The following is a 13,626-nucleotide window of genomic DNA, read 5'->3' as shown; positions in this document are numbered from 1 at the left end:
CACGACCATCGCTTTTTGGTCGTGCGCGCGTTATATTTTCGGGATATTGGTGCGCTGTAAGGAGATTTTCGCTAGTTGCGGTACCGGATTGTGATTCAGTTACAATACGTCCCCACTGGAGAATGACAACGAATTGCCCGGTCAGCGCGTAGGTCGCGCAGGGCCTGAAGCGGCGCCGGAAAAACTTGACCGGGAACGACGCCGACCATGCCGGCTGGCACTGCCTGACAAGGTGCGCTGCCGGCAAGCAATACCTCAGGAGCATTTGAGAATCGGTTTCCAGAGGAGTTCGGCCCCGCATTGGCGTTGCGACGCCCGGCGTGTGGGCGCCAGGCGCTTCGGCGTCACGACAGTCCACCGTTCGTGCCCGCCTTCGCGCTTCCGCGTCCTCGAGGCGCCTTTGCGGGCAATACGAAAGTGCGGGCACTATGTAAGAGTTTTGCCTCACATTGAAGAAGTAAGCCAGATGACGACGAAACGACTCTTGACCGAAGCCGAAATCCTGAAGATGAGCGACAAGGATTACATGAATGAGGATCAGCTCGCCTTCTTCAAGAACAAGCTCGAACAGCTGCAGGCGGACATTCTCCGCAATGCCGGCCAGACGACCGAGAACCTGCGCGAAACCGTAATCGTGCCGGACCCGGCCGACCGTGCAACGATCGAGGAAGAGCATGCGCTCGAACTGCGCACGCGCGACCGCGAACGCAAGCTGCTGAAGAAGGTGCAGCAATCGATCGCGCGCATCGATTCCGGCGACTACGGCTGGTGCGAGGAAACCGGTGAGCCGATCGGCATTCCGCGTCTGCTCGCGCGGCCCACGGCAACCCTGTCGCTCGAAGCGCAGGAACGCCGCGAACTGCGCCAGAAGCTGTTCGGCGACTGAAAGCCTGTGGCGCGGCTTCGGCTCCGCGCCCTGACACGCTGCTTCGTCGAGAGGCGCACGGTGAAACGTGCGCCTTTTTTCTTTTGTGCGACGCAGTCGTGCGCCGCACTGTGAAGCGGTTTCATGCCCGCCGCTGTTCGGTTTCGGCGATGCGGTTCGACATCCGACGGTCGTCGTTTTTCGTCGCATGAGGCGCCTCGCGGCGAGGCTGGCCCCTTCGCGCCGCCCGCCGCTGCACCATTGCCGCGCACGCACCCAATCCCCGGTTTTTTGTCTTATGCCATTCGGCAGCTCTTGATATGACCGCGCACGCCCTAAAATAAATCGGACATGCGCTGCACGAGCGCGCGCCGACCAGTCGAATTACAGCGTCGTGCGCCGTCCGTTTTCAGGATTCATGCGGTAGCGCGTCGCGCTGCCGCGTCCTACCCGTTTTGCAAAGAGGAACGCATATGGAGCAATTTCACGGCACGACGATCGTCTCCGTGCGCCGCGGCGACAAGGTCGCGCTCGGCGGCGACGGCCAGGTAACGCTGGGCAACATCGTCATGAAAGGCGGTGCGAAGAAGGTCCGGCGCATCTATAACGGCAAGGTGCTGGTCGGCTTCGCCGGCGGCACGGCCGACGCCTTCTCGCTGCTCGACCGCTTCGAAGCGAAGCTGGAAAAACATCAGGGCAACCTCACGCGCGCCGCCGTTGAACTCGCGAAAGACTGGCGCACCGACCGCATGCTGCGTCGTCTGGAAGCGATGTTGATCGCCGCCGACGCGACCACCACCCTCGTCATCACCGGCAACGGCGACGTGCTCGATCCGGAAGGCGGCATCTGCGCGATCGGCTCGGGCGGCGCTTACGCGCAGGCCGCCGCGAAAGCGCTCGCCGACAACACCGAGCTGTCGCCCCGCGAAATCGTGGAGAAGTCGCTGGAGATTGCCGGCGACATGTGCATCTACACGAACCACAACCGCGTTATCGAGACGATCGAGTAAGGACCCACGATGAGCACAATGACCCCTGCCGAGATCGTCTCCGAACTCGACAAACACATCATCGGCCAAGGCCGCGCGAAAAAAGCCGTGGCCGTCGCGCTGCGCAACCGCTGGCGCCGTCAGCAGGTCGAAGACCCGCTGCGCCAGGAAATCACGCCGAAGAACATTCTGATGATCGGACCGACCGGCGTCGGCAAGACCGAAATCGCGCGGCGTCTGGCGAAGCTCGCGGATGCGCCGTTCATCAAGATCGAAGCCACCAAGTTCACCGAAGTCGGTTATGTGGGCCGCGACGTCGACAGCATCGTGCGCGATCTGATCGAGATTTCGGTCAAGCAGACTCGCGAAACGGAAATGCGCAAAGTGCGGACCAAGGCCGGCGACCAGGCTGAAGACCGCATTCTCGACATCCTGCTGCCGAGCGCACGCCCGGTCGGTTTCGGTGCGAGTTCGAGCGCCGCCGACACCGCCGACGAAAGCAGCAGCACGCGTCAAACGTTCCGCAAGCGTCTGCGTGAAGGCCTGCTCGACGACAAGGAAATCGAACTCGACGTCGAACAGCCGCAAGCGGGCATGGACATCATGGGGCCGCCGGGCATGGAAGACATGACCGAGCAGATCCGTTCGATGTTCGCGAACATCGGCGGCGGCAAGAAGGCGCGCCGCAAGATGAAGGTGAAGGAAGCGCTGAAGGTGCTCACCGACGAAGAAGCCGGCAAGATGCTCAACGACGAAGAGGTGAAAACCAAGGCGGTGCAGAACGTCGAGCAGAACGGCATCGTGTTCCTCGACGAGATCGACAAGATCGCGTCGCGCAGCGAAGCAGGCGGCGGCGAAGTGTCCCGCCAAGGTGTGCAGCGCGATCTGCTGCCGCTCGTCGAAGGCACCACGATCAACACCAAGTACGGGATGGTGAAGACCGATCACATTCTGTTCATCGCGAGCGGCGCGTTTCATCTGGCCAGGCCGAGCGATCTGATTCCCGAACTGCAAGGCCGCTTTCCGATTCGCGTCGAACTCGACTCGCTGTCGGTGAACGACTTCGAATCGATCCTCGTGTCGACCGATGCGAGCCTCGTCAAGCAGTATCAGGCACTGCTCGCCACTGAAGACGTGCATCTCGAATTCGCCGACGACGCGATTCGGCGCTTGGCCGAGATCGCTTACTCGGTCAACGAGAAGACCGAGAACATCGGCGCGCGGCGTCTTTACACGGTCATCGAAAAACTGCTCGAAGAGGTGTCGTTCTCGGCGGGCAACCACTCGGGCAGGGCCGTGCAGATCGACGCGGCATATGTCGATCGCGCGCTGAACGAAGTGGCGGAAGACGAAGATCTGTCGCGTTACGTGCTGTGATATCCGTGTCGATGCACATGCTGCGTCAGGTTATTCACATTGCCTGACGCAGATCAAATCTGACGCACAAAAAAACGGGCTGCCTTAATCGAAGGCAGCCCGTTTTCTTTTGTCACATTGCTTACGTCGAAGCAGAACGACTTACTGTTTGACCGGCCGCTTCGCCAGCTTGCGCTGCAACGTTCGACGATGCATGTTCAAGGCCCGCGCCGTGGCCGAAATATTGCCGCCGTGTTCGGCCAGCACGCGCTGAATATGCTCCCACTCCAGACGCGCCACCGACAACGGCGTGGGATGTTCGATCGCCTCTTCCGCTTGCAGCGCGCTCGCTTCGGTTTGCAGCGCCGATAAGATCGTCTCGACGTTGGCGGGCTTCGCGAGGTAGTTGTCCGCGCCGTCTTTCACCGCCTGCACCGCGGTGGCGATGCTCGCATAGCCGGTCAGCACCAACATGCGCGCGTCGGGCTGCAGATCGCGCAACGGCGCGACGAGCGTCAGGCCCGAGTCGTTGCCGAGATGCAGATCCACCGTGATCTGGCTGAACTTCTGCTGGTTCGCCAGCTTGATCGCCTCGTCCGCGTTGTGCGCTTCGCTAACCGTGTAACCGCGCCGCGTCAGACCGCGAGCGAGGATGCCGGAGAACACCTCGTCGTCGTCGATCACCAGAAAATTCTTTTCGCTCATGCCTGTTTCTCCGTGTTGGATGGCGTGGCGCCTTGACGGCCCGCGCCAGAAAATTTGCGCCCGCCGGCGAGCGGAATTTTCAGCACCGCGCGCGTGCCGCGCGGCTTGATCGCGCTGACGTCGGTCAGCTCGATCGAAGCCTTCAGACGCGACGCCGCCGAGAAGGCCAGATAAAGGCCGACACCGTGACCGCCCTGTGTGCTGTCCACCGGCATCGCGCCAAGCGAGCCGCGCAGTGCGGCCGGAATCCCGGGGCCCGCGTCGCAGACTTCGAAGACGACTTTCTCGCCGCGTGGATCGAGCGCGCACGACAGCGTCACGTGATCGCGGCTCGCGCGCGCGGCGTTGTCGAGCAGGATCGTGAGGATCTGGCTGACGGCCACCGTGTCGTCGAGACTGACATCCGCGGGCGGTGCGCCGATCCGTTCGAACTTCACATGCGGATGACGCAGGCGCCACTGCTCGGCAAACGATTCGAGCCACGCGCCGACCGGCTGTCGATTGGTCGTCGTCGACGCGCGGCTGCGCAAGCGGGCCAGCGCCGACGTGCATAGCGTCATCTGCTGTTCGAGCAGTTCGAGATCGGCACTGTACGGTGCGAGCTCTTTGTCGCTGCGTGCCGCGTCGCGCAATTCTTCGGACAACATCGCGATTGTAGACAGAGGCGTACCGATTTCGTGAGCGACGGTGGCGGCCTGCACGCCGAGCGCGACCGCGCGTTCGTCCTGAAGCAAGCGCTGCTGCGCTTCTCCGAGCGCTGCGTCACGTAGCCGCAGAGCTCGCGACATACGCGCGACGAACCATGCAATCAGCCCGACGCTGACCATGAAGTTGACCCACATGCCGGCGCGGTAGTAGTCGAAGAGGTTCGCGGGGTTGTCGAGATTGAGGGGCACGGAATCGAAACCGAGCACCGCGTAGCAGGTCACGGCGAACGCCGCGAGCCATGCCATCAGTTGCCACGGCAACACTGCGGCGGCGATCGCGAGCGACGGCAGGTAGAGCGAAACGAATGGATTCGTGGTGCCGCCGGAGAGAAACAGCAACGCGGACAACGCGCCGAGATCGACCCAGATCTGGCCGAACAATTCCATGTTCGACTCGGGCCGTTGCTGCGACACGCGCCACCACGTGAGCGCGTTGAACAGCACTTCGAGCGCGATCACGAGCAGCATCGCGGGCAGCGGCAGGTTCACGCCGATGAAGATCTGCACGAATGCGATCGTCATGAGCTGACCGATGATGGCGAGGCTGCGCAGCCAGAACAGATGACCAAGATTGACCCGGCCGGTGTTGGTTATACGGTGCATCACTTTAGTCTACCCGTTCGGAATACTCCGACTTACTTTGCAGCGGTGCCGCCGGTAACATATTGCTTTTGCGACAGCGTCGCATGGTCCGGTCTTTCGTCATCGGCGCCCGCGCCGCGCAACCGTTCCATGCCGCCTACCTCCAACCGCGAAGCCGACGCCTCATCAGCTTTCCTGAATTATTTGCGCGATGCCGCCGCAGCGAGGGAAAGCGGTAGCGCGGCAACGGAGGCTGCCTGTTTCGAGGCGGCGGCGCAGTTGCATCCACTCGACGACGCTTCGCTCGCCGCACTCATCGCAAGCTTCTCCGAACAGCATCGTCAGCGCGACGCGATCGAGCTCGCCGCCATTATTGCTCAACTCGATCCGCATCGCGCTCTTACGCACTTTCGTCTCGGCTACGCGCTGCAGATCGCCAATCTGCATCGCGAAGCCGTCGCTCCGTACCGCCGCGCGCTCGCCATCGAACCGACCTTGCCACAATTGCGCAACAATCTCGCCGCCGCGCTGATACTCAGCGGCGGGGACCTGGACGAACAACGGGCGTTGCTGGAAAGCGCGGTTCGCGACGAACCCGCCAATGGCGACGGCTGGATCAATCTCACCAACACGTATCGCTTGAGCATGGATCTGCCGCATGCGCTGGAAGCGGGCGCACGCGCCGTGCAATGCGCGCCGCACAGCCCGCTGTCGCATAACAACTATGCGCTGGCGCTACGCGAAGCGCAACGCTGGAGCGAAGCCGAACACGCCGTGACAACGGCCTGCACGCTGGCGCCGCATGACGCCACGATGCGCGCCGGTCTCGGGATGCTGCAACTCGTGCGCGGCGAGTACGCGAACGGCTGGCTGTCGCACGAGGCGCGTTGGGACGGTTCGCAGGAGCTCCGCGGTGGCCGTCCGCAGATGCCGGCACCCGCCTGGCGTGGCGAACCGCTCGCGGGCAAGACTCTGCTGGTGTGGGGCGAACAGGGCATGGGCGACCTCCTGCAATTCAGCCGCTATATCCCGATGCTGGCCGAGCGTGTTCATCGCGAGGGCGGCCGATTGTCGTGGAATTCGTTTCCGCACATGGGCGCGTTGCTTGCGCGCTGCCTCGGCAGCCATGTGGACGAATACTCCGCCGGCGGAGGCGTCGAAACGCTACCGCCGTTCGACTATGAAATTCCGCTGCTCAGCCTGCCATTGATCTTCGAGACGCGCGAGGAAACGATTCCGGCTGCGTCGCCGTATCTGTTTGCGCAAGCGTCGGCGCGCGACTCGTGGCGCAAGCGGCTCGCAGGGGAATCGCGGCTCAAGGTCGGACTCGCGTGGACCGGCAGCCTTGGCCATCAGCGCAATCCGTTCCGGCGTGTCGGATGGGAACGCTACGCGGCCCATTTCGGCGGCATGCAGGACGTGGCGTTCTACTCGCTGCAACCGGGCGCGGACGCCGACGTGACCGCCGCGCGAGCGGCCGGTCTGCCGATGACCGACCACACCGCCGAATTCGCGACTTTCGACGACACCGCCGCGTTCGTCAGCGAACTCGATCTGGTCATCACGGTGTGCACGTCCGTCGCGCATCTGAGCGGCGCGCTCGGCCAGCGCACGTGGGTGCTGCTCGACGTCAATCCGCACTGGGTCTGGCTGCTCGGACGCAACGACAGCCCGTGGTATCCGAGCGCGACGCTGTACCGGCAGCCGCGGTTCGGCGAATGGGAGCCGCCGCTGGAAGCGGTCTCCCGCGACCTGCGCACGTTGGCTGCCCAACATTGCGCGGCCTAGCTCTGCGGCGTTTCGCCAACGGGGCGTCGGCCTCGCCGCGGGCTACAGCCAGCTCAGGCCGGGCCGGCACCCGGTCCCGCATGAGCCGCTTGCGCAATCTCCCCGGCCAGACATTCGGGACACAGACACGGGCGCGCCGGATCGAGCCTGTCCGCCGGTAACGACGGCATCTCGCGGCACCAGCACTCGAACGGCTGCGCATGCCTACCGCAATCGAACGCATTACCGCAGCGCGGACAGCGCGGGCTGTTGGTTGAACGGGAAGCGGACGGTTTCATGACGGGCTGGGACGTGCGCCGAGGCATCGATCAGGAGATGATGCCACGACTGGCGAACCCGCGTGAGTCGTCCATTCGGCCAATTCACGAACGTCACGTGAGCGCGTTAAGCTTGATGGTCGAGCGAAGCCTGCGGCCTGCCGTTGCGCAGTGCGCAAAGCCCACGCCGCCCGCGGCCCGCGCAGCTATCGAAAACCCTGTTGCAGCGCGCCAGTCCTGTACAATTCGCCCTGTTTTAACTGTTCCGTGCCTGAGCCTGCCGCCATGTCCGAGCTTCCCGACCTTTCGCAGATCGCGCCCACCCTGAAGGCTGAAATCCTGGCCGAGGCGCTGCCCTACATCCGCCAGTATCACGGTAAGACCGTGGTCATCAAATACGGCGGCAACGCCATGACCGAGGAGCGTCTGAAGCAGGGCTTCGCGCGCGACGTGATCCTGCTGAAGCTGGTCGGCATCAATCCGGTGATCGTTCACGGCGGCGGTCCGCAAATCGACCAGGCGCTGAAGAAAATCGGCAAACAGGGCACGTTCATTCAGGGCATGCGCGTCACCGACGAAGAGACGATGGAAGTCGTCGAATGGGTGCTCGGCGGCGAAGTGCAGCAGGACATCGTCACGCTGATCAATCATTTCGGCGGCCACGCGGTCGGCCTGACCGGCAAGGACGGCGGCCTGATCCACGCCCGCAAGATGCTGATGCCGGATCGCGACAACCCGGGCCAGTACGTCGACATCGGCCAGGTGGGCGAAGTCGAGGCGATCAATCCGGCGGTCGTGAAGGCGCTGCAGGACGACGCGTTCATTCCGGTGATCTCGCCGATCGGCTTCGGCGAAGACGGCCTGTCGTACAACATCAACGCCGACTTGGTCGCCGGCAAGCTGGCGGTCGTGCTGAACGCCGAAAAGCTCGTGATGATGACCAACATCCCGGGCGTGATGGACAAGGAAGGCAATCTGCTAACCGATCTGTCGGCTCGCGAAATCGACGGCCTGTTCGCGGACGGCACGATCTCCGGCGGCATGCTGCCGAAAATCTCTTCGGCGCTGGACGCGGCGAAGAGCGGCGTGCGCTCGGTGCACATCATCGACGGCCGCATCGAACACTCGGTGCTGCTGGAGATTCTCACCGAACAGCCGTTCGGCACGATGATCCGCTCGCATTGATGCCTGCGCATTGACTCCTGCATCAATCCCGGCACACACGGCGCGCCGCAACGGCGCGTCATGTGTGCCGTGCGGTTACGCTGCGAAGCCGGGCACACTGCCCGGCCAATGCGCGGTGTCCGGCGCGCGCAACCACTCTCGAAGCGCGCTCGTGGCACACCAGCCAGCACTCTCCTTCTCTCGCGCCACCCGCATCGCGAACGCTCCACGTTCGCCGCGAGCAGCGCCCGTCCGCGCCTGAACGGCGTTCTCCACCATGCGCACCCCCACTTCCCGCCGCCGTCGTCCGCATATCGCAGGCGGCAAGCCGGTCTGGCTGTTCGATCTCGACAACACGCTGCACCACGCCTCGCACGCCATCTTCCCGGCGATCAACCACGGCATGACGCAGTACATCATCGACGCGCTGCAGGTGGACATCGACGAAGCCAACCGTCTGCGCACCGGCTACACGCAGCGCTACGGCGCAGCGCTGCTTGGCCTGACGCGCCACCATCCGCTCGACGCGATCGACTTCCTGAAGGTCGTGCACACATTCCCCGATCTCGGCTCGATGATCCGTCACGAACGCGGCATTGCGCGCCTCGTCGCGGCGTTGCCGGGCCGCAAGATCGTGCTGACCAACGCGCCTGAAGCGTATGCGCGCGCGGTGCTGGCCGAATTGCGCATCGAACGTCTGTTCGAGCAGGTGATCGCCATCGAGCACATGCGCGATCGCCGCCGCTGGCGCGCCAAGCCCGATCACGCGATGTTGCGCAAGGCCATGCACGACGCCCATGTCTCGCTCAAGGATGCGATCCTCGTCGAAGACACGCGCTCGCATCTGAAGAACTATCGGCGTCTCGGCATCCGCACGGTGTGGATCACCGGGCATCTGCCGCGCAAGCCGCACGCGCAGGGCGTGCCGACGCGTCTGCCGGGCACCGGCCGGCCGCATTATGTCGACCGGTGCATTCGTTCGTTAAAATCGCTACGACTGGGCAGCCGCTCGGTTCGATGGAAGGGACAGCAGCCGGGACGACAGCCATGCAGCCGATCGACAAACCTGACGAAGCCTTAGCCGAACACGAAGCCACTGCGCCGGCCAATGCAGCGGCCACCCAGCGCGCGCAGCGTCTGAAGCCGGGCGAGCGCCGCGTGCACATTCTGCAGACGCTCGCCGCAATGCTGGAAGCGCCGAAAAGCGAAAAGATCACTACGGCGGCGCTTGCCGCCCGGCTCGGTGTGTCCGAAGCCGCGCTGTACCGCCATTTCGCCAGCAAGGCGCAAATGTTCGAAGGCTTGATCGAGTTCATCGAGCAAACGCTCTTTGGCCTCATCAACCAGATCGCCGACAAGGAAAGCAACGGCGTGCTGCAAGCACGCGCCATCGCGTTGATACTGCTCAATTTCCCCGCGAAGAACCCCGGCATGACGCGCGTGCTGACGTGCGAGGCGCTGGTGGGCGAGCATGAACGGTTGACCGAGCGCGTCAACCAGATGCTGGAGCGCGTCGAGGCATCGCTGAAGCAGTGTTTGCGGCTGGCGCAGACGGAAGCGATTGCGCACGCCAGCGAAGGCACGAACGACGCCGCACACACTGCCGCCCCGCTGCCTGCCGGCTACGATCCCGCGATCCGTGCGAGCCTGCTGTTGAGCTACATCATCGGCCGCTGGCATCGTTATGTGCGCAGCGGTTTCGCCCGGATGCCCGCCGAACACGCCGACGCACAATTGCTGCTGATCCTTCAGTAATCCGCGCGGCACGCAGCGCGCGAGGGTGCGCCGGCGACGCTGTCGCACGAAATTTTCCGCTATACTTTGCGCCTGAACGCGGCCCTTCGATGCATCCGGGACCGCGATCCGGATCACCCTGAACACTCATCACGCGCCGATTTGCTGACTCGATTGCGGGCGCGCGAACCACTGGAATACTCCCGCGGTTCACTATAAATGCGGCTAAAGAGGTCGTCAGCCGCGCACACAGTCGTTCCTCCGTGCTTCGCCGACGCCATCTAGCCGCCTGTTTTTTTAATGGCGGAATGAATGGAATCGATCGGTATCGTCGCTCCCCAAACAATGCATTTCACCGAGCCACTGCAGCTGCAGAACGGCAGCTCGCTGGCCGGTTACGACCTGATGGTCGAGACCTACGGCACGCTCAACGCCGCGCGCAGCAATGCGGTACTGGTGTGCCACGCGCTCAACGCGTCGCACCACGTCGCGGGTGTGTACGCGGACAACCCGAAGGACGTCGGCTGGTGGGACAACATGGTCGGCCCGGGCAAGCCGCTCGACACCGACAAGTTCTTCGTGATCGGCGTGAACAACCTGGGCTCGTGCTTCGGCTCGACCGGGCCGATGAGTATCGACCCGGCCACTGGCGTCCCGTACGGCGCGACCTTTCCGGTCGTCACCGTCGAAGACTGGGTCAACGCCCAGGCGCGCGTCGCCGATCAGTTCGGCATCACGCGTTTCGCCGCGGTGATGGGCGGCAGCCTCGGCGGTATGCAGGCGCTCGCGTGGAGCATGATGTATCCGGAGCGCGTCGCGCATTGCATCGTGGTCGCGTCCACGCCGAAGCTGTCGGCACAGAACATCGCGTTCAACGAGGTCGCGCGCTCGGCGATCCTGTCGGACCCCGACTTCCACGGCGGCAACTACTACGCGCACAACGTGAAGCCGAAGCGCGGCCTGCGCGTCGCGCGGATGATCGGCCACATCACGTATCTGTCGGACGACGACATGGCCGAGAAATTTGGCCGTTCGCTGCGCCGCGCGGAAGGCGCACTGGACGCATACAACTTCAACTTCGACGTCGAGTTCGAAGTGGAGTCGTACCTGCGCTACCAGGGTGACAAGTTCGCTGACTACTTCGACGCGAATACGTATCTGCTGATCACGCGCGCGCTCGACTACTTCGATCCCGCCAAAGCTTTCGAAGGTGACCTGACCAAAGCGGTCGCGCACACCACGGCGAAATATCTGATTGCGAGCTTCACGACCGACTGGCGTTTCGCGCCGGCCCGCTCGCGCGAACTGGTGAAGGCGCTGCTCGACCACAAGCGCACCGTCACCTACGCGGAGATCGACGCGCCGCACGGCCACGACGCCTTCCTGCTCGACGACGCGCGCTATCACAACGTGATGCGCGCCTACTACGAACGTATTGCGAACGAGGTGAACGCATGAACCAGCGAGCACTCGATTACCTGGCGCTGCGCCCGGACTTCCGCGCGATCGCCCGTTGGGTCGAACCGCGCGCCACGGTGCTGGATCTCGGCTGCGGCGACGGCTCGCTGCTGTCGCTGCTGACCGAAGAACTCGACGTGCAGGGCTACGGCATCGAGATCAACGACGCGGGCGTGCTGGCGTCGACGCAAAACGGCGTCAATGTGATCCAGCAGAATCTCGAAGACGGCCTGCGCCTGTTCGAAGACGGCAGCTTCGACTTCGCGATTCTGTCGCAGACGCTGCAAACCATTCATCAGACCGCCGCGATCCTGCGCGAGACGGTGCGGGTGGGCAAGGAATGCATCGTGTCGTTTCCGAATTTCGGCTACTGGGCGCATCGGCTGTCGGTGCTACAGGGGCGCATGCCGGTGTCGAAGTCGCTGCCTTATCAATGGCACAACACGCCGAACGTGCGGGTGCTGACCATCGAGGACTTCGAAGCGCTCGCACCGGAAGTCGGCATCGAAATTCTCGACCGCGTGGTACTGCACGACGGGCAGACCGTGCGCTGGGGCGTGAACTGGCGTGGTAGTCTTGCGGTCTATCGCGTCAAGAAAAGCTAACGCAAATTATCCACATGTCGAACCCGCCGCACGAGGCGCCTGCACTTAACGCTCACGAAGAACATCCCGGCTGGCGCGCGTTCCTGAATACGCGCATGCTGATCTGCGTCTTTCTCGGCTTTACGTCGGGCCTGCCGCTATTCACGCTCGTCTATCTGGTGCAGGCATGGCTTCGCTCCGAAGGCGTCAACCTGAAGGAAATCGGCCTCTTTGCGCTGATCCAGTTCCCGTACACCTGGAAATTCATCTGGGCGCCGCTGATGGACCGCTACATGCCGCGCTTTCCGGGCTGGCGTCCGGGCCGACGGCGCGGCTGGATGCTCGTCACGCAGATCCTCGTGGCCGGCGCCATCGCGACGCTGGGGTTCGTGTCGCCGCGCGATTCGATCTGGACGGTGGCGGCTTTGACGGCGTTGGTCGCGTTTTTCGGCGCGAGCCAGGACATCGTGATCGACGCGTACCGGCGCGAACTGCTGAGCGACACGCAGCAGGGCCTCGGCAATGCCGTCCATGTGAACGCCTACAAGATCGCGGCGCTGGTGCCCGGCTCGCTCGCGCTGATTCTCTCCGACCATTTGCCGTGGACCACCGTGTTCATCGTCACGGCGGCATTCATGCTGCCGGGCATGGTGATGACGCTGGTAGTCAGCGAGCCCGAAGTGCACGGCAAGCCGCCGAAGAACCTGCGCGAAGCGATCGTGCAGCCATTCCGGGAATTCATTCAGCGCGACGGCTGGCGCGGCGCGCTGTTCGTGCTCGGCTTCATCTTTCTCTACAAGCTCGGCGACACGATGGCGACCACGCTGTCCACATCGTTCTTCCTCGACATCGGCTTTTCGCGCACGCAGATCGGTGTGATCGCGAAGACCACCGCGTTCGGCGCGAGTCTCGCGGGCGGCATCGTCGGCGGGATCTGGCTGATGAAGATCGGCATTGGCCGCGGCTTGTGGATCTTCGGCGTCCTGCAGATGGTGTCGACGCTCGGCTTCGCGTGGCTCGCGCATCTCGGTCCGGCATCGCCGGGTCTTGCCGAGATTTACGACATCGCCGTCTGGCTCAGCCAGGGGACGACGAAGGTGCTCGCGCTGGTCGGGATCGATTGGGCCGTGCAGTTCGAGCCGCGCTCGGTCGCGCTCGCACTGGTGTATGGCTTCGAAACCTTCACCACCGGTCTGACGATGGCGGCCTTCACCGCGTATATCGCCAGCACCACCGACCCGCGCTACACGGCCACGCAGTTCGCGCTCTTCACGAGCCTCGCGTCGGTGCCGCGCACGCTGGCATCGGCGGCGAGCGGTTATGTGGTCGCGCAGATCGGCTGGTTCGACTACTTCATCGCGTGCACGGTGCTGGCGTTGCCCGGCATGCTGCTGCTGTTGCGCATCGCGCCGTGGAGAACCCGCTCGTGAAGACGCA

General features: G+C 63.7%; 13 protein-coding genes. 10 read left to right on the top strand and 3 right to left on the bottom strand.

The annotated features are described in order from the left end of the window. Positions 1–466: 466 nt before the first annotated feature. The 3 genes from dksA to hslU all read left to right on the top strand — a co-directional run bounded on the left by dksA (position 467) and on the right by hslU (position 3,231). On the top strand, positions 467–886 hold the full coding sequence (gene dksA / locus B0G69_RS07255; RefSeq protein WP_012431412.1) for an RNA polymerase-binding protein DksA: 420 nt from the start codon (positions 467–469) through the stop codon (positions 884–886). A gap of 452 nt (positions 887–1,338) precedes the next feature. Next, the gene (gene hslV, locus B0G69_RS07250; RefSeq protein WP_006050517.1) at positions 1,339–1,875 is read left to right on the top strand and encodes an ATP-dependent protease subunit HslV; all 537 of its coding nucleotides are present in this window, start codon (positions 1,339–1,341) and stop codon (positions 1,873–1,875) included. Positions 1,876–1,884: 9 nt separating this feature from the next. Beyond that, positions 1,885–3,231: an ATP-dependent protease ATPase subunit HslU gene (hslU, locus tag B0G69_RS07245; protein WP_121316274.1), complete on the top strand. Its 1,347-nt coding sequence runs from the start codon at positions 1,885–1,887 to the stop codon at positions 3,229–3,231. Positions 3,232–3,372: 141 nt separating this feature from the next. On the opposite strand, the gene B0G69_RS07240 is transcribed toward hslU, so the two are convergent. Beyond that, positions 3,373–3,915 carry a response regulator transcription factor gene (locus B0G69_RS07240; RefSeq protein WP_121316273.1) on the bottom strand — a complete coding sequence of 181 codons (543 nt, stop codon included), beginning with the start codon at positions 3,913–3,915 and terminating at the stop codon, positions 3,373–3,375. Beyond that, positions 3,912–5,225 (bottom strand): ATP-binding protein, encoded by a 1,314-nt coding sequence (locus B0G69_RS07235; protein ID WP_121316272.1) that lies wholly within the window; start codon positions 5,223–5,225, stop codon positions 3,912–3,914. The genes B0G69_RS07240 and B0G69_RS07235 overlap by 4 nt, the downstream gene beginning before the upstream one ends. A 129-nt stretch (positions 5,226–5,354) precedes the next feature. Between B0G69_RS07235 and B0G69_RS07230 the strand changes: the two genes are divergently transcribed. Then, complete coding sequence (locus B0G69_RS07230) at positions 5,355–6,992, top strand: hypothetical protein (protein WP_121316271.1); 1,638 nt, start codon at positions 5,355–5,357, stop codon at positions 6,990–6,992. A 53-nt stretch (positions 6,993–7,045) separates the two neighbouring features. Here the strand turns inward: B0G69_RS07230 and B0G69_RS07225 are convergent, their stop codons facing one another. Further along, positions 7,046–7,270, bottom strand: coding sequence for a cysteine-rich CWC family protein (locus B0G69_RS07225; protein ID WP_121316270.1), 225 nt, complete (start codon positions 7,268–7,270; stop codon positions 7,046–7,048). A gap of 264 nt (positions 7,271–7,534) precedes the next feature. Here B0G69_RS07225 and argB point away from each other — a divergent pair, with 264 nt between their 5' ends. From argB to B0G69_RS07190, 6 genes are all read left to right on the top strand, one after another. Further along, positions 7,535–8,434: an acetylglutamate kinase gene (gene argB / locus B0G69_RS07220; protein WP_007179687.1), complete on the top strand. Its 900-nt coding sequence runs from the start codon at positions 7,535–7,537 to the stop codon at positions 8,432–8,434. Positions 8,435–8,690: 256 nt separating this feature from the next. Next, on the top strand, positions 8,691–9,494 hold the full coding sequence (locus B0G69_RS07210; protein ID WP_121316268.1) for a pyrimidine 5'-nucleotidase: 804 nt from the start codon (positions 8,691–8,693) through the stop codon (positions 9,492–9,494). Beyond that, positions 9,461–10,168 (top strand): nucleoid occlusion factor SlmA, encoded by a 708-nt coding sequence (gene slmA / locus B0G69_RS07205; RefSeq protein ID WP_121316267.1) that lies wholly within the window; start codon positions 9,461–9,463, stop codon positions 10,166–10,168. Before B0G69_RS07210 ends, slmA begins: the two co-directional genes overlap by 34 nt. Positions 10,169–10,459: 291 nt before the next feature. Then, a complete protein-coding gene (locus B0G69_RS07200; RefSeq protein ID WP_121316266.1) occupies positions 10,460–11,605 on the top strand; it encodes a homoserine O-acetyltransferase in 1,146 nt (381 codons plus the stop codon). Next, a complete protein-coding gene (metW, locus tag B0G69_RS07195) occupies positions 11,602–12,210 on the top strand; it encodes a methionine biosynthesis protein MetW (protein ID WP_121316265.1) in 609 nt (202 codons plus the stop codon). Before B0G69_RS07200 ends, metW begins: the two co-directional genes overlap by 4 nt. 14 nt (positions 12,211–12,224) lie before the next feature. Beyond that, positions 12,225–13,619 carry an AmpG family muropeptide MFS transporter gene (locus B0G69_RS07190; RefSeq protein WP_121316264.1) on the top strand — a complete coding sequence of 465 codons (1,395 nt, stop codon included), beginning with the start codon at positions 12,225–12,227 and terminating at the stop codon, positions 13,617–13,619. The last annotated feature ends 7 nt before the right edge of the window (positions 13,620–13,626 follow it).

The organism is Paraburkholderia sp. RAU2J, from assembly GCF_003634845.1.
Taxonomy (GTDB): Bacteria; Pseudomonadota; Gammaproteobacteria; order Burkholderiales; family Burkholderiaceae; genus Paraburkholderia; species Paraburkholderia fynbosensis.
This window is presented reverse-complemented; position numbering and strand designations above follow the sequence as displayed.